The following is a 24,383-nucleotide window of genomic DNA, read 5'->3' on the forward strand; positions in this document are numbered from 1 at the left end:
TCCTTTGCTTTATCGCAAGCGTACCCACTTTTCGTTTACCCTATGTACGATGGTGTATTTTTCTAGATCATTAAACCCATTGCAGCAAGGGACTCAGCATCATCTTCATAATTTTTGGCAGCGTTGGTGCTGTATTCTCTCCATTTCAAGGAATCCCAGACCTCGATTCTATCCATGACACCGACAACAACGACATCTTTTTCCAAAAAAGCACGCTCCCGCAAATTTGCAGGTACCAAGATCCTCCCCTGTTTATCAAATTCACACTCGGCAGCGCTGGAAAAGAACAAGCGGGTAAATTCACGGGCTCTGGTTTGCGATACCGGAAGCTGTTTCAGCTTCTCCACAAAATCAAACCATCCGTTTTCAGGATAAAGAAAAAGACAGTCCTCCATCCCCTTGGTAATAAACGACTTATTGCCAAGAAGCTCTCTGAACTTTGCCGGTATGATCAGACGGCCTTTATTGTCTATCGTATGGAGAAATTCCCCCATGAACATAATCTTCACCCCACCAGGCACCACTAACTTACCACTTCAACCCACTATACCCCACATATTCTCTATTTTTCTGAGAATTCCTGCTACAAAAAAAAGAAAACAAAAAAAATAGGAATTTAGTCCCTATCTTTCATGTTTTCCTTAATCCGCTAATCAAAAAAATCCAAACATAATGGTTAGGTAATGTCCTGCGAATTTTTATTTGGCAGGATCGCAGCAGCAAAATTCTGTTCTTGGAAAAGTTCACGAATCAGTTCCCGCAGAATCAGATTTTTCACCATCTTGGGCAGAACGCCGCTTTGCTTCACGAAAGCAGGCAGGGCGAATGCTTCCCCGCTGCTTTTTGTTTTCACTTCCCGTAAATTCGTACTGACCAATTCCAGAAAATCCTGAAACGAATAGACTCGAAACCGATAAATATCCTGTTCCAGGGCAATAAATTCCAAAAGAGCAATTACCATTTCCTCATAACTTGTTTCTTTTTTCATATCGAGCAAAGCAGCAATCTTCGGTATAATATATTCATAAAGCATCCTCCTGTAAGGAATGCCTTTAAAGCCCAGCTTTTCTCCCAACGCCAAAATTTTTTTCTCACCGAGAGACAGCATCATGCGAATAAAAAAGTCCTCATCCCCTGTTGGTTCGATATAATACTTTTGGCCTTTCAGACGCCTGAACTGCCTTATAACATCGTAATAACCAAGTTCAAGATGGTATCTGGCCTGTTCATTGCTGAAATCCAGGATACTGCCAAGCGTCTCGGCGGGAGAAATATATTGAACATGAACCTCCCTGTCCGTAAGCTTTCTGCGACGGCCCAGCGCGTTGGTCCTGATAGCAATGATCTCTTTGAAACCTTTGCCCACCAGCATGTTTAAAGGCAGATTGTCATAGAAACCGCCGTCAAGATAGTGTTTTCCGTCAATTTTTTCTTGCTGAAAAGCAGGAAGGTTTGAGCTTGCCAGTAAATATTCTACAACTTTGCCCTTGGGGACATCCTCGAGAAAAAATTCCATGGGTTTCATATCCGACAGGGAAACCGTCGTAAATCCGAACAACATTTTGGATTCTCTAAGCTTGTCTTCATCCACGATTTCCTGAAGCAGTTTTTTGATAAATGTGATATCCAGGCCTTTGCTGGAGGCAATCTCCTTGGTCTTTTTCATGTAGTAAAGCAGTCCATCATGGGATATGTCCAACTTTTTAAGTTCTTCCAGCCGTACTTCTTCGATATCAAATACCTTCGAGGGAGACATCTCATACCACAGCTCATACGCTTTATCCAGTTCGTCCTGAACAATCATCGCTCCATTCAGCGCCCCGATAGACGTACCGGCCACTGCCCCGTAGCTTATGCCCAATTCCTGCATCGCCTTACAGGCTCCAATCTGATAGGCGCCCTTTGCCCCTCCGCCTTCCAAAACAAGACCGTACATCCTTCCACTCCTTCACTCAAACTCCTGAGGTTAATACCGATCTCACCTGCACTTAGTTCTATCAAAAATGCTTACACTTTTATGATACACTAAAAAAGCCCTGCGGAATATACCGCAGAGCCTTGTTGTTGTGAGAATGATCGGGGCACTTAGAGTGTATTTAGAGTCCTTACTGTCCGACGGCTTTGTTAAGCTCTGCCACCAGATCATCAGGGTTTTTGCCATGCGTGATCGCAGCGCCTTCAACACTCTCCCTTGTTGCAGACGGGCATCCCAGACAGTGCATACCAAGTGCCACAAAAATTTCTGCAGTTTGCGGGTATTGTCTGAGAACCTGGCCGATAACCATATCTTTCGTGATCATTCGAGTTCCTCCTGTACAAGTTAGTTCAATGCTATTATAAAATATTTCATTATAAGAAGCAAACAAATTCATCGCGATTAGAATTTAGTAATAAATATTAAAATAAATGAAAAGAAAAGTCGATGTTAGGCAAGACCATTTGAATCAGATAGAAAAAATCCTGATAATGCCATGAACACGTGATCAGAATGCCAAAAAAGACTGTGGCTGGAACGATCAGCAGGCGTGAGTGTTTCCCACCGGCTTTCCAGGAGCCTCTGATCCTGGCAGGCAGGAATATAACGGACAGAAGGATATACGTCGCAATCGGGAAATAGTAAGGCATGCCGTATATTGTCAGCACGAAAGCAACGCCAACAAGAACAATCCAGCCGTATTTTCTTTCCATCCAGCATGTCAGCCCCAACGTCCCCGGATTTTGAGGGAAGGCTGAAGCTGCAACACCAACCTGCAGCAATCTTAAGACGATCAAAAAGAAGGAGATAAGGATGCAGACAAGTGCGAACGGGAGATCCTGTACTTCCTTAAGCCAGGTGAAGTCATAAGAAATCCAGGGCGGTATGGTATCGACCGGCAAATTAAAAAGTGGAGAAGCAACAATCGCTCCGAGCGTTCCCATGCGGGCCACGAGCGACAGACAACACCAAAAAAAAGCTCTGCGCACGGCCCTTTTGGGCAAATCATTAAACAGCTCCTGGTATTTCCATTTAATCGAGAAGAAGTTTTGGGCGCTCAAAAACACGAGGCAGATCAGCCATAAAATTACGGCAACTTTTTCCGTTTTCCATTTGGAATCTGATGGTTGCACCATGTTGGCTGACCCATCGGAATAATAAGTCAGTTTTCCCCATTCACCCTGCAATCCTTCAGGCAGGATCAAAATATTCTCTGTTACGCTTGAATCAACCGGACCTTTTGGGAATGAAAGTTGATACTGTGAAAAGCCGGAAATCATATCTCCAGCCTTCCGAAAGTATTCTGAGGAAGCCGCGGAATCATCAATGCCTTTGGCAATCGTCCAGGCTAATACCGACGGATGCTTTGCCGCAACGGCAGCAAGATCTTCAAAAACCGCCGGATCCGGTATCTTAGACGACGCCGTAAAACCGACAGGCATTTCCAGCCATACGCCCACGCCAAGCTTGTCTGCGGCATACAGCCAGCTCTCATCAGGGAAGAAGCCCATAAAGCAGATCACATGATAGCCGCCGGATTTAAGGTTCTTCAGAAAGGTCTCCGTCTGGCGCTGATTTCGAATTGTGTAATCCTGTTCCTGGGAAATGATTTGGCCCCGGACGTCCAAGGCTGTACCGTTCATTATCCATTTTCCGTTTGCTGTTCCCAGCTGACGGATTCCGACCGGGAGCTGAAGACTGTCATAGCCTCCGCGGTTATTGGTTATATTCAGATTAAGCTCATACAGGAAAGGATCTTCCGGACTCCAGGAATGCGCAGTCGGCACCTGAAAAACCAGCTCCGCGTCTTGCTCAAATTTGCCGTTGGTACTCAGCGGAAGTACACATTCGGCGAGCTTCTGCTGATTAGCGGTTAAAGCTCCGTTTAAGACCCAAGGTCCTTGCTCCAGCATATCGTGATGCTTGATCTTCACGCGGGCCTTCACTTGCTTTTTCGCTGAATCATACGAAACAGCTATGCTCGATAAATCAATGGTCGTTTCTGATACTGCCTCCAAGCGTACCTGACCGGTAATTTTTCCTTGTTCCGGCCATAACCAGCCAAAAATTCTGTTCTGCTGAACGCTGTTCTTCTCAGCCTTCAGGTACAACGTGTTTTCCTTGCTGAAATCAAATCTGGAGGCAGGAAAGTTTAAAATATATACGCCGCCGTTTCCTTCAACTTCACCGATCAAATTCACATCATCAATGCCGTTTAAGAATACGCTTACCTTTCCGTTTACCCCTTCCAGAACCAACTGAGCCGTCTTGTAACTCCATTTGCCGGTAACAGAAAATTTTTTAGCGGCAACATCGAACCCTTGACTCGAAGGTATAATCAAATCTTTGGCCTGGTTGAGGTCCAAAACATCAATCATGTTATCCATTGCCTCATTTTCATAGGTCAAAGCCTGTCTTAAGCTTGAATAGCTATTCCATTTTCCGCCTAAGTCCTGGGCAATCCTGTACGGTTTAGTGACAGGGTTATCACTGTATAGTTCAACACCCGGAGTGTTTTCCCAGCATATGGATACTGCAAGAGCAGCAATAATAAACATCGAAACAAGTATGACTGTAAATCTTTTAAACATAAAACCTCGCAAAATCTTGCATTTTCATATTTATTTCGAGCAAAGCCCTAAAAAAACCTGCAAAAAATTAGAAAACTTGGCTGCCAAGCTTTGGCAGCCTTAGTTACACTTATATCCATCAGAAAGATGTTATGACCGCGGCATTTATCCATCCACGGACATCAAAAATGCTGATAACAGTCTGAAACTATTACCAGCATCATATTTAGCGTTCTCTTGTTTAGAAGTTCACCCCAACATTTGACGGAGAGCCTTATTCTTTGCTGTCTTGACAACCTGGACATACCCCATAAAACACCAGGTTATGGGTATGCACATCAAAGCCTGTTTTATCAGTGACCATTGCATCCATATCAATTAATGCGCTATGAAAATCGACAACCCTGCCACATCTCGAACACATCACATGATAATGGTTTACCGGATTACCATCGAAACGGCTGGACATATCCCCACAAGGAAGTTCCAGAAGAAACCCATGTTCCTTGAGCATATTCAGTGTGTTGTAAATCGTGCCCAGGCTCACACCGGGGAACTTCGTCTTCACCTGTTTGTAGATCTCTTCCGCAGTGGGATGGGAATCAGTAACTAATAAAAATTCCAAAATTGCCTGCCTTTGGGGAGTAAAGCGTATTCCCTTATCCTTTAATCCCTTTAGAATTTCGACAGCATTCACGGCTTTCAATTCCTTTCGTCAATTGTTGAGAAGCTTTGAGTTTGTATATAAATTTAGTCTATTTTTAGAATCATTATAATTATTTGTATTATATACCCACTGGACAAATGCCGTCAATAAAAAGAAAGAGCATCTTTCAGATACTCTTTCTTTATTGCAGTATTTAATTATCCTTCAATAATTGCACCAGAAGGACAAGCGTCTACACAAGCGCCACATTCTGCACAGGTATCAGCATCGATGACATATTTGCCGTCGCCTTCGCTAATAGCTCCTACTGCACATTCATCGACACAGGATCCGCATGTTGTGCAGTCGTCAGTAATAATGTATGCCATAGTCCCAACCCTCCTTTTCCTATTTCACCAGCAACTATATCAAAGTGCAGACAAAAAGACAAGTGTATTTTTGAGCTAAGCTATTTCCGGAAAGAAAAATGATTGCCATGCAAACCTTAAAATATTTGAAATACTAAGGCCTGTATGGCACCTTGTATAATCTCCTCAGGCAATAGGAACAGTATGGAAGCATCCGGTTGCTGACGTGGTTGCGGCGAAATGTGACCCTGGAAATATCATCGTGTTCGTGTCCGCAGGAACGGCATCTTTCAATCATTGAATTTCCATCTCCCATTTGTGTTATTGTGAACAAAGAAACGCAATTAACAATTAACGTCAATGTTTAGTTCTATTATTCTCCAATCAGCGTGTTTTTAAACATCAAAGCATGAGGTCTTTGCCCCGCAAACCCGGTTATTTCTTTTACGCCGAATAGCTTTAACTGCTGGACAACCTCTTCAAGATCACGTCCCACCGTACTTGGTTCATGCGCATCTGAGCCTAGGGTGATTGGGATGCCCATCTGGTAAATCAGTTCAAGCAGTTTCGGCTCCGGATAAAATTCCTGCACAGGCTTATACCGTCCGTTGGTATTGACTTCGATGGCCAGTCCTTGCTTCCTAATCGTTTCCAGGGTCCTGCCTGCAAGAATCCTTACGTCTGTCCGCGGCCTGATTTTGAACAGTTTGATCAAATCGAAATGCCCGATAATCTGAAACATTCCGCTGGCAGCTGCTTTTTCCACCAGCGCGAAGTACTCCAGGTACAAGCTGTCAGGGTCCCGCCTAAGATGTTCTTCTTCTTCCTCGGGATAATCGAAGAACCATCCGCTAATTTCATGGACAGAACCGATCGTATAGTCAAAGGGATATGAACTAATCCGTTTGCGGATCAGTTCTTCATTTTCTTCCCGATAGTCGACCTCAAGACCTATTCTCACCTGCAATTCAGGATACTCTTCGGCGACTTCCCTGATCAGATCCAGGTTTAGGTCATTCCAGTACATATCATGATCTGCAAAACCAATCTGAACTAAATTCTTCTTTTTAGCCTCGTCAAGAAAAAGACGGATATTTCCCCTTGTTACTTCCCGGTCAAGATGCCCGAGCAAATGAACATGTAAATCAAGCATAACCTACCTCGTAACCTTTAATACTTTTTTTAAATCTTAGATCGAATGATTCATTCTATCTAAAGATTATCCGGCGGAATATGAAACATCTGTATGCAATCTATTTTCCATAAAAAGCACCAAATTCCTGCAAAAAAACTTTTGCATAGTTTCTTAGAAAACAGGACACAATGATATTAGTCTCACGTTTTCCAATTTTATCCCCACTCCTCTCTTTTCTTAACTTGCGGCAGATGGTCGCAAGTTTTTTTGTTATTTAACAGAAATATATATATTAAAAATCATGTTGTTAGGGCTGCTTGTGTAATTATTTAACGAAAGTTGTACTAGCGTTTGATAATTCAGACATGCGGCTGGTTCAAGCGAATAGAATTAACCGAGTAATCTTATTCTGAAAAGCTGAAGGAGCTGCTGATGCTTGTCCCCATCTGTTTTACTTTTTTAGGCCTGATGATATTATTGACAGGAATAAAAATTCTTAGAGATGGCCTGGAAAAATTCACAGGGTCTTATTTCCAGCTCGTTCTGCAGAGATTCACCGCAACCACCGGGAGAGGATTCATCAGCGGCATTCTGGCGACAAGTATCCTGCAATCGAGCACAGCGCTGACCGTAATGGCAATTTCCTTTGTTGACGCCGGTTTGTTAAGCTTTCAAAATACGTTCGGACTGATCCTCGGAAGCAATATTGGCAGCACGGTAACGCCCCAGCTTTTGTCTTTGCCGCTCAAGGATTTCGCCATATGGCTGGTCCCGCCCGGATTTCTAGGGTTCTGGCTGCTGAAAGGCAAAATAAAATTCTTTTGCTATGCGTTGGCCGGCTTAGGCCTGATGTTTTTCTCTCTTTCCGTTTTGGAATCCGCGATGATCCCGCTTGCCTCGACCTCATATTTCCAGGAACGGCTACTCCATCTAAACAGCAGCTATCTTGAAAGCATTGTGGCAGGTACCGTTCTCTCGGCGGCCCTGCATTCTTCAAGTGCAACGGCAGGCCTTGTGATGGTTTTAACAGAAAGAGGCTGGCTTGATCTGCCAACCTCCCTTGCGTTTATTTTCGGAGCCAATATCGGGACCTGCTTCACCGCTTTGATTGTCTCAGCTTTTACCTCAAGATCAGCTCAATGGGTTGCGTTATTTCATGTGTTCGTTAACGTTTTTGGCGTTCTGATGTTTTACCCGCTTCTGGATCCGCTGACCGAGATGATCAGGTTCCTTGGAGGAAGCCTAAGCCGCCAGATTGCCAACGGTCATACAATTTTTAACATCCTGTCTTCGCTTATGGTTCTTCCTCTGCTGCCCTATATCAGCCGGTTACTGGCCAGATCCCGTTAGCGCGTACTACCGTCCCATCTTAGCTTTCCAACCTGAAGGTTCCCTTTGTCCCTGAAAATATCAACTTTTTGAGCCGGTTCATCAATCTTGATCAGCTCTTTGCCAATGAAAATTTTAATATTGGCGTGGCAAAACTCAATATTGATATGGCTGTCTTTGGATGCCTTGATTGTCGTGGCACTGATATTCGAGCCGCCAAGTTCCCAAATGTAAACATCACCCGAGCAACTGATCTCGCCGCCGCGGCAGACACCATGAATTTTCATACAGCCTTCAATTTTTAAAATGGAATTGTACACGCCTTTATGGCAGAAGAAATCGCCGGCGCAGCTGATTTCAGAGTTCTGGACATAACTGACGTCACAAAGAACACTGGCCGAGGCGGCCAGTCCTTTGGTGGCCATGAAGAAACCTACAATCTTCAGGGCATTTTTAAGATAAAGCGTATCTTTAAGTTGAAGCGGTCCTAATCCGATCATAAAATGCTTCACCGAACGTATCGCCTGATCAAGCTCCGGGGATACAAACCCGCGTTCCTGGCTGTTAAGCAGTCTCTCCAGCTCTTCAACCTTCTTTGGCAATTGTTGAAAATTCTTCTCCAGGATGACCTTGAACAGCTGGCCAACACTCGTATTGGCGGATACTCCCTGCAGCTGCTCAATCTGATGAACACAGAGCGCAAGCCCTTCACTGACTTCCTGCATGGTTTTGATAAACTCGGATCTAGAGACATGTTTCTCTCCGACAAGTATTTTACTGGCTATAATATTATTTCTTACTGCCAGTCCCGTTTCCGCTTTAATATCAGCGCCTGAGACAGAACCCTGTACTTTGACTGTGCCGGAGGAATGAATATACAGTCCGTCCGCAACATTGCCCCCGATAAACACATCGCCTGGAAAGTCGATGCTTCCGGTACTCAGATCAACATCTTTGTTTTGAATAAACGCGTTTTCAACTAAGTATGTATTTTTATTGACCCTTACCGGTGTACCGGAACAGGAGGCTTTAACTTCCATATTCTCAGTCAGATAGACATTCTTCTTCATTGTAATCATGAAGTCTTTGATTTTATCAACCTGAGTGGCTTTTCCGAAAATGTTCGTACCGGGGACCCCTTCTTTACCCGGGATCTTCCTGGCCAGAATATCATCCTTCTGGCAAAGGACAATCTTACAGGCGAAATAATCAATTTTTTCTTCATTGCTTTCTTCATTCTGAAATACGGGTTCACCAACATAGTCGATTAGCTGGGGCTGAACAGTTGGAATCGGCAGGGTTGCTTCAGCGATGACAATTTCCCTTTCACCATCGACTGCCATAAAATCCGCCCAAAGATTGCTCTTTATTCCATAAACAATTCCTTTGTCATTGATTTCTTTCAGCAGGTTTGCTTCCGTTGGCAGCTCATCAGGTTCAGGGGAAGCGTCAAAGGAAACATGTTGTTCCAGTACAAACTGCGAATAATTCGGGAGAGAATTGGCTAGGACGAATTTACCCGCACGGGCGTGTCTGACTCTCGCGACAGCTTTGCTGCCATCCGGCTCAACTGAGATTCCCCAGGAAAGTCCACCCTGCTGGACCAAAGGATAGAATTCAAAGGTATCACCTTTATTAACGGGCATTTCATATCCAATTTCGTTGCCCAGCATAAATAATTTCCCAGCATGTGGATAAGGAACGATGCTTTGCACCTGCGATCCGGGATAAATCGTATATTTGACTTGATCCCAGAGGACCCGGGTATCTTCCTCCTGAGTATCTTCCTGCGGAAAATTTTGTTTATCCGAATCCGGCAAAATTACTTTTACCTTATAGAGTCTGCTGAAGACTCCCGGTTTCTCTATGGTCTCTATCTGCAGCGCTTCAGGATCACAGCCCCATTCCCGAGACCATCTCTCTCTGATTTCTTCCAACGTTTTACCTGTTGCAATCATTTCTTTCATGGCCCGCACTCTCCTTAAACAACCTGGAAAAATAGTCTTATTTCAAAAACAAAGCACACAGGACTTTAGTCCTAAAAAAACATATATATTAAATAAATGTATTAGATTATTAACGAAAATTAGCCAAAGATTATCTGTTAATTTATAATTTTTTTAAAAAAAGAATACTGTAATAGCATGATTACAGTATTTTATGATTATTCTCTCTCATTTTACTGACTATTTCGATATTTGTCTACAAGAGAATTATTCAGGAATGATTAATAGCTTTATTTCCTTCGTCTTTTTATTTGAAGCATTGCCATTGTTCAAATTACTTTCATCCTGCCCCAAGCTGTTGCCCTGGTCCGGACTACCCGTACCCTGTCCAATGTCCGTACCGGTTCCGCCGCTTGTTCCCGTACTTCCGTCATTCAACGCTGCTCCGGATGATTCTTTACTGCTCCCGCTCGTACTGCCCGAGTCATCGTGACCTGGAGATGCGGTGCCGTTTGGATCTGAAGAGCCTCCGGGTACCGTGATATGGGATCGAAGTTCCGGGCTCAGCAGGTCGAGGACTGTCCCGTCGATGGTTATATCGGTGGTAATCCCGAGCAGAAGATTCTTAGTCACTTGTTTGGCATGATCGGGATTGACTTCCCAGTAACTGATATTGTCAAGATAAAGTCCATAGCCAGGCAGTGTTTGATTCACCATGTTTGAACTGTCGAAAGCCGCAGCTGCCTTGGATAGTCTTAGAATATCCGCGAGTTTCAGATCGCTTTCAACAACTTCATTGATTTGAGGAATAAGCTTGGGTAGTTTAATAATGGTTGAGGGCTGCAGGACTGCTTTGGCCACTGCTTTCAAAACCTTCTGCTGCCGTGCAGTTCTGCCGATGTCCGCGGTGCTGTCTCCCCGGAATCTAGCATACTGGAGCACCTGAGTCCCGGTCAGATGCTGCTCTCCGGCTTTCAGGTCAATCACGCCGTCAACTTCGTCTCCGGTCTCTTTGTACATATCCATTTCAACATCGAGTTCAATTCCGCCCACTGTGTCGATAATACTTTTAAAACCGTCAAAATTGGTTACGACATAGCCGTCAAGCAGTATGCCCGTCAGTTCGGTAACCTCATCCATCAGCTCAGGAATTCCTCGGTACATCACGACCGAATTAATTTTGATGTAAGAATTTGATCCGGGAAGGCTGACCCTGGTATCCCTGGGAATGGACAAGAGAGAAATTAATTTCGTATCAGGATCCACACTCGCAACAATAATAGTATCCGTATTATAGGAAGTCTGTCCGGGCCTTTTGTCTGCGCCGATTAACAGGAAGCTTATCCGTTTGTTAAGAGAGTCCGTACTTGCGTTTTCTGTACTCTCCCACATACCTGTACTTCCTTGATTTAAGAAAAAGTAGCCAAAGGCAGCCGAACCGGCAATAATCCCTGCGAGCAGAACTGCAATGATCGTAAAAGCTTTCCTTTTTTTATTTTTTTTCCTCAAGTCTGTCCCACTCCATTTATCGTTGTCTTGGTAAAGGCATGGGTTCCCCCACGAATTAATACTTTTCCGGGTTCTCCCTTCGATATTCTGCCAATGATTTCGACAGAATGCACATTCCTGTTATGACATTCCGTGATTAGCGTTTCAATTTTTTCTTCAGGCACTGCCAGAAGCAGCCCACCTGAAGTCTGAGCATCACCGAGGATCAATTTCCAGTCCAGACTGCACTCTGCATCCAGATAATCCTCGAGATAAATCAGGTTGGACAACGTTCCTCCGGGGATTGTTCCTTTCTCTAGACAGTCCCAGGCACAGTCCAAAACCGGAACATTCCCTGCAAATATCTCAGCCTGCATACCGCTGGCTTTCATCATTTCGTGAAGATGTCCCAACAGACCAAAGCCGGTAATATCCGTACAGGCATTTACTCCGGTCTGGACTGCAATCTCCGACGTTTCCTTATTCAGCCGTGCCATGACCTCAATGGCGGCTTTCTCATCCGTTGCTGGGACAATCCCGTTTTTTATCCCAGTCGTGATAATCCCAAGTCCTAATGGTTTTGTCAGAACGAGCAAATCGTTTTCCCTGGCGCTGGAATTAGTCAGCACCCGATCAGGATGAATAATGCCTGTTACGGACAGACCATACTTCGGTTCAGGATCATCGATCGAATGCCCACCGATGATTAAGGCTCCGGCTTCTTCAACTTTGTCTTTTCCCCCTCTTAGTATCTCCATTAATATGCTTTTATCAAGCTTATCAATCGGAAAAGAAACAAGATTCAGCGCAGTCAGCGGACGCGCACCCATGGCATAGATATCACTGAGGGCGTTGGCTGCGGCAATTTGCCCGAAAGAATATGGATCATCAACGATCGGAGTAAAAAAGTCAACTGTCTGGACGATCGCCTGATTGTTATTAAGACGGTAGACACTCGCATCATCTGACGTATCAAAGCCGATCAGAAGATCCGGGTTGGACGTTTGTTTTGGAAAGTGACACAAAACTTGTGCCAGGTCACCAGGACCAATCTTGCACCCTCAGCCAGATTTGCTCGAGTACTGCGTCAGTCTTATTTTGTCACCGGACATTGCTTTCCCTCCTTTCGTTTTCTCCTTGTTGCTCACTTTGTTTTTTTCAAAAGCAATTATATCACAACATGATCTGCAGACCTAATATAAAATACAAAAGGATAAATCAACAATTTAGTAAGAAATTTTAGAATGCTGTACGAGTATTTTGTCACGGATTCCATTCCCGTAAACGGTCTGCAATCACCTGATAATCCTCCGGAAGCAGCGTCCGAGGGTCAAAAACAACTGCATCTTTCACAATGCGGGCAAGAATAGGTACGTCTCCCTGTCTTAAAAAACTTTCAAGATCAACTACGGAATTCTGCTTTGGCTTTACCGCACATACGTAAGTCGGAAGCACCGCCGTCGGAAAAGCCCCGCCTCCGACGCAGGATTCAGCGTCCATAACCTGTATTTCCAAACCGGGCAGGCCGGCAAGCATTTCACTAAGCTTCAGCGCGTCTTTCCGAAGATCATCTTTTGTATGGGAAAGCATATTCCAGACAGGTATTTTACCGATTTCCCCTCTCTGATAGAAACGGAGCGTTCCAATCAAGGCAGCCAGAACCAGCTTATCAACTCTCAAAGCCCGAGTAAGCTGATTTTTTTTCAAGCAATCAATCAGTTCCTTTTTGCCAATAATAATTCCGGCCTGAGGGCCTCCCAAAAGTTTATCTCCACTGAAAGAGACCAGTGAAGCTCCGCTTTTCAGCGTATCCTGCACCGTCGGTTCCTGCGGAAGACCATATTCCGATCCATCCAGGAAACTGCCGCTGCCAAGATCCACGACAACCGGAATCCCCGACTCTTTACCGAGCACCACAAGCTCATCAACCGGAACTTCATGCTGGAATCCCTGAATCCGATAATTACTGGTATGTACTTTCAGCAGCATCGCCGTCTCCGGGCCAATCGCCTCCTGGTAATCCTTCAGCCAGGTCTTATTCGTTGCTCCGACTTCCACCAGTTTTGCCCCTCCTGCTTTGAGCACTTCAGGAATGCGGAAAGATCCGCCGACTTCCACCAGTTCTCCGCGGGAAACAATGACTTCTTTATGGACGGCAAAAGTATTCATGATTAAAAGTACCGCTGCTGCATTGTTATTCACAACAAGGGATGCCTCGGCCCCGGTCAGCTCTGCCAGAATTTCTTCGATATGGCTGTACCTCGAACCGCGATTTCCGGTTTCAAGGTTAAGCTCAAGATTGCTGTAAACAACAGCCTGTTCCGCGACATAAGCGGCGGCTTCCGGAGCAAGCAGTGCTCGTCCGCAATTCGTATGCAGAATTACACCTGTAGCATTGATGACTCTCTTCATACTTCCGTAACCTCTCAATTCTGCCCGGATCTCCTTATACAACCACGCTCGAAAGACCGGTACAAATTCTTCAGGCTGACAGTGCAAAAAATTCTGAAGTTTTTTAGTTTTTCCACTATTCAATTCTTCACCATCTTGATTCAGATCATCCAAAAGAATCTTTCTGGCTTTTTCCAAAGCCTTCCTTACAGCCCAGGTAATTGCCGAAAGTTCATAACCGTTACAGGCATCGGTTTTTGCTAATTCGGCAATGACCTCGTTTACCGGAGGAAGAAGACGCAGTTTGCTGTTTCTCAAAAAAACACCCCGAATTCTGCAATCTAAGACAAAATGTTCATTCTTACCCGCTTGGTTTTTTTTAGGATTTCGACAAGCCGGATCGTTTAATATTATCATAATAACATTTCAGCCCACTGAAATAAATCCAAGGGGGAAAGGCAATGGAGCCGTCCGGAACAAAAATATACGACTTCTGCGTGTTTCAAGCAAAAAAAAAATCGAAATGCATTTTCTGCAATGGCAAGGATCAGCTTCTGTTGTTTAAAAAGCAACCCGTTTGCCCGGATTGCCTGATCAGTATCCGCAAGCTCTACAAGGCAGGCCATTTCAATCCTGCCGGCTAGTACCCAAAACAAAAGGAGCTGTTAGCTCCTTTTCTTTTTCTCGAGGCGTTTTAAGATTTTTACGGCATCTTCCTCGATAATCGTTTCACCGTGCTCTTTGAGAAAAGTATCCGTGGTCATGACAGATTCCCCAAATTCATCCAGTATCGCTTCAGCCAGTTTCTTTTTACGCGGGTTTCCAATATTGCTGATTGTCAGGTAATATTCACCCTCATATTGGAACAACGCGGATTGAAGCTGGAGAATCCCCGGCAAAAGACGGACTGCGGAAATAACATCTTCGAATTCTTCAAACAAATATACCCATTGCTTTTCAGACGCAAACTTCGGAGAAGGGCGTGGATTCTTTTTCTTTTCTCCAAAAGCGGTTTGAATAATATGGTTAATTTCCGCATCAATTTGTTCTTCCTGCTTAATTACCGTTATGACAAATTCATCTTCTGAAGCAACAGTAGCCTGGATCCAGAAAGGCTGATCTAAACTAAAGTCTACCTCATCTCTGGCTTTTGAAATCAATTCCCAAAAAAACTGTTCAGTTCTCGCGGAACGTTGAAACAAGTCAGCAAGAGATATATTGCGATCTGCGAGCTCGGTAAAGGAGATAAAAATGCGAACCGTATTGTCATTTACCTTAAGAATACGCATAAGTTCCACCTCTCCTTTCCATGGACGTGATTGATAAAAACACGATTGCTTAATTATATTATATCATGAGACGTCAATAATCAATTCCATTAAATGTCAAACATAAGCTATGCTATTATATGAAATTGTCAGCTTGTCGGGTTAATACGCTGCATTGAACTACCTGTTTTTTCTGGTGAAGATAAGTGACTTCCACTAAATCGTTCTTATGAAGCTTATGGAAAGCAGCCGCATTAATACTTAACGTGAGTATCTCTTCTCCGCTGCGTAAAATGAGCGTATACTGCTCAGCTTCCGCCGTGAGGCTTTCGATGACCCCTTTCGATACTGCAGGGTCGTTCAGCCAATCCTGATTGTAATCCATAAACATCAGGGAGTAAATAAAAACGATCAAGACCAGGAAAAGCGATTTGGCTGCAGCAAGAAATTTGCTGAAATAATTCTTTTCGGCCAACGCCTTTCTAAGTATAGAAAGACATTTTGTCCCTATAAAAATGCAGACAAGAAAAAGACCGCTCAAAGCCGGCCAACTAATTTTAAAAAGATATAAGTAATAGTCGATATGCACTGCTAATCCTTTTTCACTATCTTTTCTTTATCAGCGCCGCATTCGGGACATTGTTTTGGACGACATCTTCCTTCAGAGACCTTTTTGCATACACTGCATTCCCACAAAGCCATACTCAGATGCCCTCCTTTTCTAATTTAAAATGAATTCAATTTTAAATTAATATAAATCAATATCTGAAAAAAGTCAAGTTAGCCTACCAAGCCTCCAGCCACCAGTAAACAGGCAGGCGGAGCCAATCAGGCCAAAGCCTTTAAATCTTCCAGCTCATCGGTTCTAAAAATAAATGCCGGATCAAGCTGAACGATCAGTCTATCCGGGAGATTGACAATTCCTCCGATAAATGAGGCAGCAACCAAAGGAGGAGCCTGGACAACATTCTCGAGTGTCCTTACCTCAATGATCTCATCAACGGCAATGCCGACAACATTGTCATTAATTTTCATAATGATTGCAAAACCAGCCTCATTCCGGGACGGAATCGCAAATTTGGCATGCAGATCAATCAACGGAATTGCCTGACCTCTGATAATAATAAGGCCCTTGACATGTCTCGAGCACTGTGGTACAGGATGAACTTCTGTCAACTGAGTTATTTCCTGAACAGTCTCGATCGGGAGGCCGTATTCTTCGCTACCAAGTGAGAAAATGACGGATTGGGAGCCCATCGTAATCACCTCTTACACGTTTCTACTTTTTAGAAGCCGGTTAGACCTTTCCTATTTCATTGACGGCTTTCTGTAAAATTTCATCATTGGTTTGGACCACTTTTTGATTCGCTGAATACGAGCGCGTTACCTGAATCATTTTGACCATTTGCGCATTTAGGTCGACGTTTGATTCCTCAATAAAACCTTGTTCAACCCGGATGTTTTTCGGTGGTATCTCCGTAGGCTGATTCTGGCTGTTATAAAGACTCGTAAGTCCGTCACGATCCAGATCTTCCGCAGGGATGTTCACAATTGTAAGTCTGTCTATGACCTGGCTGCTCTCAGTACTGATAATTGTTCCATCCTGCAGAATGGTGAAATCGTCCGGCAAAGGGCCGATTGCTCCATTTTGACCAAGAACAAGATTACCGCCTGCTGTTCTGAGCATGCCGGAAGGATCAACCTGAAAATGTCCGTTTCTGGTATAACGTTCCCCGTCAAGCGTTTCAATGGCGAAAAAGCCGTCACCGTTAAGCGCCACATCAGTCATATTCCCGGTTTCCCGGATCAAACCGGGTTCTGTGCTGTATAAGACTTTCTCCGCGTAGACACCCGTTCCCATGATTCCCAGTGGAACATTTTCCGAAGGCTTATCACTGGTCGTAGAAGGGGTAAGCCTGCTGACCAGCAGACGCGGAAATGAAGTGACTCTTTCACTTTCCTCGAGATAACCGGGATTGTTCATGTTTTCAAGATTCCGGTCTATTGCCTCACTCTGTTGGTTATTCATAATCATACCTGAAGCTGCTGTATATAATCCTCTGAGCAAAAAACTCACGCCCCTCCAACGAACGTTTATTCTTGGATAGCTATTCTTGAATTGCCTGTTTCAGCATGGAAAGATGCATCGTCAGCATCCTGGATAATGAATTGTATTGAAGCGTATTTTCTGCAAGCCTGGTCATTTCGAGGTCAATATCCACGTTATTTCCGTCATTGCGGTAGGTGGTGTTCTCATCCTTAACTACAAAGCCGTCTGAAGTCAGCCCTGTCCCGATAATAGGGATATGGCCGGGCTCTGTACCGGATACTGCTGCTGTATTGTTCATGCTGTCCATCGTGGCCTGCAGGATTTTATCGAAACTAACATCTGATCTTTTAAAATCGGGCGTGTCATTATTAGCAATATTGTCGGCTAAGACACGCTGACGCAGTCCGAGTCCATCCAACCCGCCCTCGAGTAAATTAAAAATCGGACTATCCAGCCAACCTGCCATACTCATCTCCTCATCGCAATAGTTTGAACCGTCATCTCATCTTGATCCTGCCTTAGCCTTAATTCCACCTGATAGGCTCTTTGAATCTGGATCAGATCCGTCATCGAGCTTAACAAATTGGCATTGGATTTTTCCAGCATACCACTCTTAATAATTCCACAGCCGTCCTCACCTGGGACTTCTTCAACTGCTTTACCTGAAGCATCGGTAGACAGGAAAATATTATTGCCTGTGTGTTCCAAACCATTAGGGTTAGCAAATCGAAAAAGCAGCACTTTACCTAATTGAACTCTATTGTCCTGGCTTTCTTCATCATTAGAATTCTGATCATCAGAAGAGTACTCTGTATCCTCTTCTGATGTGGCTATTTTTACACCACTGATAATCCCTTTATCATCTATACTGATCTCTGAAACATCCCCGGGTATAGTAATCCGCGGCTCAAGCAGCATACCTTGGTTATTTACTAGGTTACCCGCACCGTCCTTGCTAAAAATTCCTGCGCGTGTATACCCTAGCTGTCCATTCGGCATTCTAACCTGAAAAAAACCATCCCCGACAATAGCCATGTCAAAATCATTACCTGAATTCGCAAGGTTACCCTGGCTAAAATCAAACCGGTTTCCGGTGTAGAGATTAATATTCAAAACCGGTTTTCCGCTTCCCGGCACACCACCATACAGAGCTATTGTATTGCTGTAATCCTGCGCATCATAGCCTTCTTCAACGGAGAGCAGCTGCGCTTTAAACCCTGAAGACAGATTATTGGCCATGTTATTACCGACCCGGTCTATTCTGCTTTGCAGGGTACGGAGATATTCTGTGGATACCTGCATATCCTTTACTCCTTTTACTCTTTCGTCGCAAAATAACATTCAAGCTCATAAATGTTTAAACATCTAATTCTCTGTAAAAGCCTAAATTCCTTTAATCTTTTGATTACATCTTTTTACTACATATACCATTCATAGCTGGATTATTAGTTCCGCTTCAAGTCGATCAGTTCCTGCAGAAGCGTATCGGATACCGTGATAACCCTGGAATTGGCCTGGAACCCGCGTTGGGTCACGATCATGTCCGTAAACTCCTGGGAAAGGTCAACGTTGGACATTTCCAGGTAATTCGGGATAATCATCCCGCGGCCCTTTGCTCCCGGCGAATCGATAGCGGCAGGTCCGGAGTTATTGCTCTCGGAGTAATAGTTATTTCCTTCTGCAGTTAAACCACCCGGATTCGGGAATGTCGCAATGGCGATTTTAAACATCGCCTTCGTTACCGAGTATATTCCGTCGGAATAAACGCCCGTAACGACACCATCCTGACCGATGCTATAGCTCGACAAGGTATAATCTGTATCTCCGGTAAGCGTTTCACCAAGCTTAAACTTGATGCCATTCGGAACAGGAGGATTTCCCCACGGATTAGCCGCATCAGGGGTAACCACAGCCGCTGTGGTCGCGTTTCCTGCAGTAACAGCACAGACACTGGTATACCCCTGAACCTTAGCGCCGGTTCCCACATTAATTAAAGTGCCGTCTTTATCAAAATCAAAATTACCAACGCGGGTGTACACATTGTTGGTCCCGGTATTCAAGACAAACATTCCTTCTCCCTGGATCATCATGTCGGTGGCTTTTCCCGTATATTGTGAACTGCCCTGGCCCATGACTTTATCCACAGAACCAAGGATGCTGCCTAAACCGATGCTGACGCCATTCGTCCCCCCCATCGTTGTTGTCGGCGCGGAAGCTCCGCGGATCTGCTGGCCGAGCATCGTTGCAAAACTGGCCCTCTGCCTTTTATAACCGGCAGTATTCACATTCGCAATATTATTACCGATGATGTCCATACTGGTTTGATGATTTTTCAGACCGGTAATGGCTGAATATAATGAACGCATCATAAGGCGCTACCTCCAATAATTATTTTTTATTCCGTAACGGGATCAGCGGTTCCGGCTTCTCTTATTTCCAGAATATCTTCCATACCCAGCGCTTGGTCGCCGATCATCAGTGTTAAAGAACCCTCCGACCATTTAACTGAGGAGATTGTTCCCGTGATTTTTTCTGTTTTCCCATCGGTCGTGATTTGCCCGACAACCTCTTTGCCGATCATCGCAGCACCTTGGGTAAGCAGCGATTGGCTGTTTAACGTAACCATACTTTCCTTCAATTCATCAATCGCCGTTGCCATATTGCCCATTTGTTCCAGAGAGCTGAACTGAGCAAGCTGGGCAACAAACTGGGAATTGTCCATCGGAGACATTGGATCCTGGTTTTTCAACTGAGCAATCAAAAGCTGAAGAAAAGCCTGTTTATCCAAAGCTGCATTGTCGGTACTGCTTTTGGTGTCTGTGGGTTTGGTTGTATCCGTCGTCGAACCGGCTACATGATAAACGCTTGCCATCGTTTCCTCCTCGTTTTAGACACTGACATTAATGCGATTGCCCTGTATATTTGAAGTCAGGTAAGAAGTAAACACCGGCAAAATACCGCCTGCCTCTTCTTGAAGGGTTAAGGCTGTCTCCTGCTGACTGCGGTAATTGCTCCTGTCCTGTGAAGACTGCTGGTCATTCTGACGGTAGCCCATTTCCAGCGTTCCGCACGAAACACCGATCTGGGCAAGACCGTTCCGAAGGTCCTGCAGATTGTTCTGGAGCAAAGATCCCGTAGCCTGCTCAGAAGCATTAAGGACCAGATGCAGCTGCCCATTCTCCAGCTTCATCGATACATTCAGCTTTCCAAGATCCTGCGGCTGCAACTGAATGGTGAGCTCCTTAATCTCTCGAGAATTCAGACCCTGTTTGTTCAGAATGTCCAAAACCTGGTTCCAGACCGAATTTGCACTAAGCGATCCTGCTTTCCCACTGCTTAAATCCGTCATTGAACCGGAAAGCGCCGCATCGGTCTTGTCTCCCGAACCAAAGATCTGGTTGGGGTCTATCATGCTGTCCATCGCGTGGTTTTGAGCGTCATCGGCCGCTGCCACACCGGTTAGGTTATCCTGGACTGCCGTGTCCAAATTGTCTGCTCCGTACTTATCTTGAATCAGAGATAATTTATCGGACAGCCAGTTAAGCAGCTTCGCATTCGTATTAAAAACGTTTGTTGCTTGATTATTCTGGTTTTTCTGTGAAATAATTTCCCCAGAAAGTTCTTTTAAATAACCTACTATATCATCCAACTCCGCTGGATCGAGAGAATTGGCTGTTGAACTAGAAATCCCTTTTAGTCCGAAAGCCTTCAGGTAATTCCCAAGGTGCAAACCTTCACCCTTAGCCATAATCTTATCGGGTTGCCCTGCTGATGAGGATAGAACCTCTTTCAAGGCTTGTTCAAGCATCATCCAGGCAGCATTGCTTTCTTTTAACGCTGAACCTGATACCCGGGAACTATTTTGGTCTCCGTTTGATCCGGAAGTGGCCTCCATGCCAGCCGGAAATAAATTTTGAAGAAATTGCAGATATGTGCCCAGTTCCGAAGCCATCCCGTCAGAAACGGTGTCTTCTCCGGAATTGGAATCCGAACGATCTCCCGCCACTTCTCCAAGCGTTTGTTCATCAGCCTTGCTGGAAGGATCCAAATTCTGCATAAAAAGCGCAAACAGAAGGTTGTTCTGGTCAATGCCCTTCCCTTCTTTTCCTGCTGCAGAATCCGTTTTTGCTCCTTCAACATTGACAGGCGTCAAAACTACATTCATCCTTTCACCTCCTTGTACTGCTATTCAATATATCGGCAAACTTTCGTCCGGACTTTAGTGTCTGTCAAATAAAAAAACCATTTTGTCCTCAAAAATGGTTTAAAAAATATTTTTTTTCTGTCTCCCGAGATAGCCCCGTAACCGTAAGATGGCTTGAGAATGAATTTGGGAGATCCGCGATTCCGATAAGTTCATCACCGCCGATATCTCTTTTAAAGTCAACTCTTCCCGGTAATATAAAGCGATCACCAGCTTCTCTTTCTCTGATAATTTCTCAATGGCTTCTGTCAAAATTTGTTTCTGCTCCTCTTTTTCGATCTGGCCGAACGAATCCTGCGAGCTCGGGTCGATGATCAAATCAAGAGGTGAACCGGTAATGTCCTCGTTATCATGGAAATTGGCATCTTCGATCGATACAAGTGTCATATACTGTCCCTGCAGCAAGGTCGCATTCAATTCATCAACGGAAATATCCAGATGCCGGGCTGCTTCTTCCAGTGTTGGGCTGCGTCCGAGCTGGTTTTCCAGCTGAGCATAACCCTGGGTAACCTGTTTAACCTTCTGACGGGCCGAATGCGGAACCCAATCCATCGATCTTAATCCGTCGATGATCGAACCCCTGATTCTTAACGTTGCGTACGTTTCAAATTTCACGCTGCGGGAAGGGTCAAATCTCTGAAGCGCATCCAGTAATCCAAATACGCCGTAACCGAATAAGTCTTCCTGATCAATATGTTCCGGCAGTGACATCGCCAGCCGACCTGCAATCCTCTTCACGAGCGGCAGGAATTTCTCTAAATGCTCTTCTGTCCATACAGCTTGTTTGGGTGTATTATATTGTCCTTGATACATGCGGCTTACACCTCCTTACTGATCATCACTCCAGCCCATTTTTCTGACAATCTCCGCTCTGGCCGCTGCATCCGGCAAATGATCCATCATCTGGTTGTTGATTTGGCCCGGAACCCGTTTTTTCAGTGACTGAAGGCTCTCTTTCGGCTGCCCCGTCTCGTAGGGAGCGTTATCGTCCTGACTTTCAGTATCCCCTAGGAAGATATCGATTCTGGAAGACGGTTTTTCTTCTTTAACCGGAGGAGCAACTCCGTTCCATAATAGAATAAGCCCTTTGCCTAAAAGATAAATAAATAAAAAAGCCAGTATGGTTCGGAGTATAATAGCAGGATAACGATAACCGTTGAAGATGGAAAACACCAGAACAATTCCGGCGCTGACAACTGACAGTCTGAATGCGTTTTCTTCAAGTTTTTTATCAGACTCCACCATTAGATCACCTTTTCCCCATGGTTAATCGTTCTCACATGCAAATCGCCAGATTGAATATCAAAAGTGATCGTCCGCCCGAAGCTGCCGCCAACGTCATAGACGAGCAGAGGAACCCCGACCTTCTTTAATTCCTGTTCCACTGCCTGCGCGTTGCGCTCTCCGATTTTCAAGAGCGGTGCCTTATTCCCAAACGAAAACATCTGAGACCCGCCGGCCATTTTGGCTTTGAGTCTCGATCTCATGACCCCTAACTTAAGCATTTCCTCAAGCATCATGGCCAGGCACGTATCAGCATACTTTGCCGGATTGCCCTGAAGGCTCTCCAAAGAGCTTGGAAGCATGATATGGGCCATTCCTCCGATCTGGGTTGACGGATCATAGACACATATCCCGATACACGAACCCAGGCCGGCCGTCATCAGCTTGTCAGGCGCTCTTCCTACTTTGTAATCAGCCATCCCTACAACGATCATCTTGCTCATATACCGAATACTCCTAATAATTTATCAAGTGAACCTTTATTCGGAATAAAGAAAAATTTTCCTTCCACCTCTTTAACTCCGGATAATTTCGTATCTATGATCAAAACGTCGTCATCGATCATCCCTTCTTCCAGCAGGACACCGTCAATCATCGCGCCGACCATGTCGATGGCCATGGCCGGAACGGACGGCTGAAGAAAAACTCCGGAAAACTTGGATAATGCAATCACGAAGGAACTAACCAGAATATTTCCGACTTCCTGCAGTGCCGACTGCGCCATTTCGTCCTCAAAAATATCCGGGCGTTCCGGAAGCGCAAGCAATTTCTGGGCAATAACCCTGGCGCTTTCAGTCGGCAGGACAAATATGGCCTTTCCGGGGGCATCACCTTCAACTTTAAGATAAAGGGCCACCTGGACCGTATCATACTCACCAAGCGCCTCGTTAAGCTTTTCGAGTGGCACAAGCCAAACTTTCGGAACGGACATATCTATTCTTGCCTGCAGCAGCTTAGAAAGTGATGTTGCCGCATGCCCGGAACCTATATTCCCAATTTCCTTAAAGGCTTCCAGCCTGATTGCAGATATCTCCATGTTCAAACCAATCCTTTCTTACGCATCTCTCGTTGCAGCTCAAAAACATAGGAAATGATTTTATCACGCATTCTTTCAGAAATCTCATAAAATTCCGCTGAAACCAGGAAAGCATTTTTTTCTTCTTCTTTCACGCAACGAACGACTATTGCCGGAATCTGCATCGCCGTATCCCCAATGACAGGTTCCACTACGACCAGCGTTTTTTCGGGTACACACCCTTTTGTCTGAAAAAGCAAACCGCCGCCGCTTAAATCATGCATAAATCCTTTCTGCTCAATCCCTAAACCTTCTTTTTCCACGGTCCTATATTGAAGAGGACTGACGACTTGGATCCTGACATATTTTCTTCTTTGAACTTTGAATATCTTTTCCGGAAATTCAATGATAAACGTTGGAATAGGCACAGAAAACCTTTTAATCAGAACGGTCGAAAAGGAATACGCCGACAGATCGTCGACAAATACAACTTCCAACGCGGTTCCCTCTCTGAGCGGAATAAACTGACCATCAACAACCGGTACCCCGATTGTTATGATTTTTTGCCCAACCTCTTCAACCCTGGTCTTATATCTGCCTTGATATTCTCCTTCAGGGACTACGATCTGGACACTTAAGCCCTCATAGATTTTGTCTTTATAGAGCACCTTCATCACTCCCCAAATAGCGCTCTGACCAGGCATATCATTTTCG

The 24,383-nt window shown here is 44.7% G+C and carries 28 protein-coding genes; 2 read left to right on the plus strand and 26 right to left on the minus strand.

Annotation, left to right across the window (positions count from 1 at the left end; all coding sequences use genetic code 11):
- Nucleotides 1-62: 62 nt before the first annotated feature.
- The 7 genes from mraZ to OKX56_RS08645 all read right to left on the minus strand — a co-directional run bounded on the left by mraZ (nt 63) and on the right by OKX56_RS08645 (nt 6,712).
- A complete protein-coding gene (mraZ, locus tag OKX56_RS08615; protein WP_019226174.1) occupies nt 63-500 on the minus strand; it encodes a division/cell wall cluster transcriptional repressor MraZ in 438 nt (145 codons plus the stop codon).
- A gap of 176 nt (nt 501-676) precedes the next feature.
- Entirely contained in the window at nt 677-1,936 is a 1,260-nt protein-coding gene (locus OKX56_RS08620) for a patatin-like phospholipase family protein (RefSeq protein ID WP_019226173.1), read from the minus strand.
- 169 nt (nt 1,937-2,105) lie between these two features.
- Nucleotides 2,106-2,300, minus strand: a complete 195-nt coding sequence (locus OKX56_RS08625) for a DUF1858 domain-containing protein (RefSeq protein WP_015043552.1) — start codon at nt 2,298-2,300, stop codon at nt 2,106-2,108.
- A gap of 97 nt (nt 2,301-2,397) precedes the next feature.
- On the minus strand, nt 2,398-4,566 hold the full coding sequence (locus tag OKX56_RS08630; protein ID WP_019226172.1) for a glycoside hydrolase family 2 protein: 2,169 nt from the start codon (nt 4,564-4,566) through the stop codon (nt 2,398-2,400).
- A gap of 253 nt (nt 4,567-4,819) precedes the next feature.
- Nucleotides 4,820-5,242 (minus strand): Fur family transcriptional regulator, encoded by a 423-nt coding sequence (locus tag OKX56_RS08635; RefSeq protein WP_019226171.1) that lies wholly within the window; start codon nt 5,240-5,242, stop codon nt 4,820-4,822.
- A gap of 167 nt (nt 5,243-5,409) precedes the next feature.
- Complete coding sequence (gene fdxA / locus OKX56_RS08640; RefSeq protein ID WP_019226170.1) at nt 5,410-5,580, minus strand: 4Fe-4S ferredoxin; 171 nt, start codon at nt 5,578-5,580, stop codon at nt 5,410-5,412.
- A gap of 352 nt (nt 5,581-5,932) precedes the next feature.
- Complete coding sequence (locus OKX56_RS08645; RefSeq protein ID WP_019226169.1) at nt 5,933-6,712, minus strand: histidinol-phosphatase HisJ family protein; 780 nt, start codon at nt 6,710-6,712, stop codon at nt 5,933-5,935.
- Nucleotides 6,713-7,126: 414 nt separating this feature from the next.
- Between OKX56_RS08645 and OKX56_RS08650 the strand changes: the two genes are divergently transcribed.
- On the plus strand, nt 7,127-8,044 hold the full coding sequence (locus tag OKX56_RS08650) for a Na/Pi cotransporter family protein (RefSeq protein WP_019226168.1): 918 nt from the start codon (nt 7,127-7,129) through the stop codon (nt 8,042-8,044).
- On the opposite strand, the gene OKX56_RS08655 is transcribed toward OKX56_RS08650, so the two are convergent.
- The 4 genes from OKX56_RS08655 to selA form a co-directional block, all read right to left on the minus strand.
- Nucleotides 8,041-9,990, minus strand: coding sequence for a FapA family protein (locus OKX56_RS08655; RefSeq protein WP_019226167.1), 1,950 nt, complete (start codon nt 9,988-9,990; stop codon nt 8,041-8,043). The two genes, OKX56_RS08650 and OKX56_RS08655, sit on opposite strands and share 4 nt — an antisense overlap.
- Nucleotides 9,991-10,236: 246 nt before the next feature.
- Complete coding sequence (locus tag OKX56_RS08660; RefSeq protein ID WP_019226166.1) at nt 10,237-11,478, minus strand: LCP family protein; 1,242 nt, start codon at nt 11,476-11,478, stop codon at nt 10,237-10,239.
- A complete protein-coding gene (gene selD / locus OKX56_RS08665; protein ID WP_083221881.1) occupies nt 11,475-12,569 on the minus strand; it encodes a selenide, water dikinase SelD in 1,095 nt (364 codons plus the stop codon). The genes OKX56_RS08660 and selD overlap by 4 nt, the downstream gene beginning before the upstream one ends.
- A 151-nt stretch (nt 12,570-12,720) precedes the next feature.
- A complete protein-coding gene (selA, locus tag OKX56_RS08670) occupies nt 12,721-14,166 on the minus strand; it encodes an L-seryl-tRNA(Sec) selenium transferase (protein ID WP_019226165.1) in 1,446 nt (481 codons plus the stop codon).
- 143 nt (nt 14,167-14,309) lie between these two features.
- Here selA and OKX56_RS08675 point away from each other — a divergent pair, with 143 nt between their 5' ends.
- Entirely contained in the window at nt 14,310-14,492 is a 183-nt protein-coding gene (locus tag OKX56_RS08675) for a hypothetical protein (RefSeq protein WP_019226164.1), read from the plus strand.
- Nucleotides 14,493-14,513: 21 nt separating this feature from the next.
- Here OKX56_RS08675 and OKX56_RS08680 read toward each other — a convergent pair whose 3' ends face one another.
- From OKX56_RS08680 to OKX56_RS08745, 15 genes are all read right to left on the minus strand, one after another.
- Nucleotides 14,514-15,137 (minus strand): adaptor protein MecA, encoded by a 624-nt coding sequence (locus tag OKX56_RS08680; RefSeq protein ID WP_019226163.1) that lies wholly within the window; start codon nt 15,135-15,137, stop codon nt 14,514-14,516.
- A gap of 115 nt (nt 15,138-15,252) precedes the next feature.
- Nucleotides 15,253-15,591 (minus strand): hypothetical protein, encoded by a 339-nt coding sequence (locus tag OKX56_RS08685; protein ID WP_242836949.1) that lies wholly within the window; start codon nt 15,589-15,591, stop codon nt 15,253-15,255.
- A gap of 116 nt (nt 15,592-15,707) precedes the next feature.
- Nucleotides 15,708-15,818: an RCKP-type rubredoxin-like domain-containing protein gene (locus tag OKX56_RS14935; RefSeq protein ID WP_019226161.1), complete on the minus strand. Its 111-nt coding sequence runs from the start codon at nt 15,816-15,818 to the stop codon at nt 15,708-15,710.
- A gap of 126 nt (nt 15,819-15,944) precedes the next feature.
- Nucleotides 15,945-16,373, minus strand: coding sequence for a chemotaxis protein CheW (locus tag OKX56_RS08690; RefSeq protein ID WP_019226160.1), 429 nt, complete (start codon nt 16,371-16,373; stop codon nt 15,945-15,947).
- Between the two features lie 40 nt (nt 16,374-16,413).
- Complete coding sequence (locus tag OKX56_RS08695; protein ID WP_019226159.1) at nt 16,414-17,193, minus strand: flagellar hook-basal body protein; 780 nt, start codon at nt 17,191-17,193, stop codon at nt 16,414-16,416.
- A 31-nt stretch (nt 17,194-17,224) separates the two neighbouring features.
- On the minus strand, nt 17,225-17,632 hold the full coding sequence (gene flgB / locus OKX56_RS08700; protein WP_019226158.1) for a flagellar basal body rod protein FlgB: 408 nt from the start codon (nt 17,630-17,632) through the stop codon (nt 17,225-17,227).
- A gap of 2 nt (nt 17,633-17,634) precedes the next feature.
- Entirely contained in the window at nt 17,635-18,468 is an 834-nt protein-coding gene (locus OKX56_RS08705) for a flagellar hook-basal body protein (protein WP_019226157.1), read from the minus strand.
- Between the two features lie 143 nt (nt 18,469-18,611).
- On the minus strand, nt 18,612-19,535 hold the full coding sequence (locus tag OKX56_RS08710) for a flagellar hook-basal body complex protein (protein WP_019226156.1): 924 nt from the start codon (nt 19,533-19,535) through the stop codon (nt 18,612-18,614).
- Between the two features lie 26 nt (nt 19,536-19,561).
- Nucleotides 19,562-20,038, minus strand: coding sequence for a flagellar hook assembly protein FlgD (locus OKX56_RS08715; protein WP_019226155.1), 477 nt, complete (start codon nt 20,036-20,038; stop codon nt 19,562-19,564).
- A gap of 15 nt (nt 20,039-20,053) precedes the next feature.
- Nucleotides 20,054-21,331: a flagellar hook-length control protein FliK gene (locus tag OKX56_RS08720; RefSeq protein WP_019226154.1), complete on the minus strand. Its 1,278-nt coding sequence runs from the start codon at nt 21,329-21,331 to the stop codon at nt 20,054-20,056.
- 99 nt (nt 21,332-21,430) lie between these two features.
- Complete coding sequence (locus OKX56_RS08725; RefSeq protein WP_019226153.1) at nt 21,431-22,183, minus strand: FliA/WhiG family RNA polymerase sigma factor; 753 nt, start codon at nt 22,181-22,183, stop codon at nt 21,431-21,433.
- 15 nt (nt 22,184-22,198) lie between these two features.
- Nucleotides 22,199-22,615 carry a hypothetical protein gene (locus OKX56_RS08730; protein ID WP_019226152.1) on the minus strand — a complete coding sequence of 139 codons (417 nt, stop codon included), beginning with the start codon at nt 22,613-22,615 and terminating at the stop codon, nt 22,199-22,201.
- Nucleotides 22,615-23,097 carry a chemotaxis protein CheD gene (locus tag OKX56_RS08735; RefSeq protein WP_019226151.1) on the minus strand — a complete coding sequence of 161 codons (483 nt, stop codon included), beginning with the start codon at nt 23,095-23,097 and terminating at the stop codon, nt 22,615-22,617. Before OKX56_RS08735 ends, OKX56_RS08730 begins: the two co-directional genes overlap by 1 nt.
- Complete coding sequence (locus OKX56_RS08740) at nt 23,094-23,690, minus strand: chemotaxis protein CheC (protein WP_019226150.1); 597 nt, start codon at nt 23,688-23,690, stop codon at nt 23,094-23,096. Before OKX56_RS08740 ends, OKX56_RS08735 begins: the two co-directional genes overlap by 4 nt.
- Before the next feature lie 2 nt (nt 23,691-23,692).
- Nucleotides 23,693-24,343 carry a flagellar brake protein gene (locus OKX56_RS08745; RefSeq protein ID WP_242837088.1) on the minus strand — a complete coding sequence of 217 codons (651 nt, stop codon included), beginning with the start codon at nt 24,341-24,343 and terminating at the stop codon, nt 23,693-23,695.
- Nucleotides 24,344-24,383 lie beyond the last annotated feature (40 nt).

Origin of the sequence: Dehalobacter sp. (assembly GCF_030063005.1) — a bacterium.
GTDB lineage: Bacteria > Bacillota > Desulfitobacteriia > Desulfitobacteriales > Syntrophobotulaceae > Dehalobacter > Dehalobacter restrictus.

What these genes read in the sequence shown, in the direction of transcription:
- OKX56_RS08630 (WP_019226172.1), bottom strand. Translation starts at nt 4,566, where the DNA reads ATGTTTAAAAGATTTACAGTCATACTTGTTTCGATGTTTATTATTGCT.
- OKX56_RS08620 (WP_019226173.1), bottom strand. Translation starts at nt 1,936, where the DNA reads ATGTACGGTCTTGTTTTGGAAGGCGGAGGGGCAAAGGGCGCCTATCAG.
- flgB (WP_019226158.1), bottom strand. Translation starts at nt 17,632, where the DNA reads ATGGCAGGTTGGCTGGATAGTCCGATTTTTAATTTACTCGAGGGCGGG.
- OKX56_RS08625 (WP_015043552.1), bottom strand. Translation starts at nt 2,300, where the DNA reads ATGATCACGAAAGATATGGTTATCGGCCAGGTTCTCAGACAATACCCG.
- OKX56_RS08710 (WP_019226156.1), bottom strand. Translation starts at nt 19,535, where the DNA reads ATGATGCGTTCATTATATTCAGCCATTACCGGTCTGAAAAATCATCAA.
- OKX56_RS08720 (WP_019226154.1), bottom strand. Translation starts at nt 21,331, where the DNA reads ATGAATGTAGTTTTGACGCCTGTCAATGTTGAAGGAGCAAAAACGGAT.
- OKX56_RS08650 (WP_019226168.1), top strand. Translation starts at nt 7,127, where the DNA reads ATGCTTGTCCCCATCTGTTTTACTTTTTTAGGCCTGATGATATTATTG.
- OKX56_RS08690 (WP_019226160.1), bottom strand. Translation starts at nt 16,373, where the DNA reads ATGGGCTCCCAATCCGTCATTTTCTCACTTGGTAGCGAAGAATACGGC.
- OKX56_RS08675 (WP_019226164.1), top strand. Translation starts at nt 14,310, where the DNA reads ATGGAGCCGTCCGGAACAAAAATATACGACTTCTGCGTGTTTCAAGCA.
- OKX56_RS08735 (WP_019226151.1), bottom strand. Translation starts at nt 23,097, where the DNA reads ATGAGCAAGATGATCGTTGTAGGGATGGCTGATTACAAAGTAGGAAGA.
- OKX56_RS08680 (WP_019226163.1), bottom strand. Translation starts at nt 15,137, where the DNA reads ATGCGTATTCTTAAGGTAAATGACAATACGGTTCGCATTTTTATCTCC.
- fdxA (WP_019226170.1), bottom strand. Translation starts at nt 5,580, where the DNA reads ATGGCATACATTATTACTGACGACTGCACAACATGCGGATCCTGTGTC.
- OKX56_RS08725 (WP_019226153.1), bottom strand. Translation starts at nt 22,183, where the DNA reads ATGTATCAAGGACAATATAATACACCCAAACAAGCTGTATGGACAGAA.
- OKX56_RS08705 (WP_019226157.1), bottom strand. Translation starts at nt 18,468, where the DNA reads ATGCAGGTATCCACAGAATATCTCCGTACCCTGCAAAGCAGAATAGAC.
- OKX56_RS08715 (WP_019226155.1), bottom strand. Translation starts at nt 20,038, where the DNA reads ATGGCAAGCGTTTATCATGTAGCCGGTTCGACGACGGATACAACCAAA.
- OKX56_RS08740 (WP_019226150.1), bottom strand. Translation starts at nt 23,690, where the DNA reads ATGGAGATATCTGCAATCAGGCTGGAAGCCTTTAAGGAAATTGGGAAT.
- OKX56_RS08655 (WP_019226167.1), bottom strand. Translation starts at nt 9,990, where the DNA reads ATGAAAGAAATGATTGCAACAGGTAAAACGTTGGAAGAAATCAGAGAG.
- OKX56_RS08730 (WP_019226152.1), bottom strand. Translation starts at nt 22,615, where the DNA reads ATGGTGGAGTCTGATAAAAAACTTGAAGAAAACGCATTCAGACTGTCA.
- OKX56_RS14935 (WP_019226161.1), bottom strand. Translation starts at nt 15,818, where the DNA reads ATGGCTTTGTGGGAATGCAGTGTATGCAAAAAGGTCTCTGAAGGAAGA.
- mraZ (WP_019226174.1), bottom strand. Translation starts at nt 500, where the DNA reads ATGTTCATGGGGGAATTTCTCCATACGATAGACAATAAAGGCCGTCTG.
- OKX56_RS08645 (WP_019226169.1), bottom strand. Translation starts at nt 6,712, where the DNA reads ATGCTTGATTTACATGTTCATTTGCTCGGGCATCTTGACCGGGAAGTA.
- OKX56_RS08745 (WP_242837088.1), bottom strand. Translation starts at nt 24,343, where the DNA reads ATGAAGGTGCTCTATAAAGACAAAATCTATGAGGGCTTAAGTGTCCAG.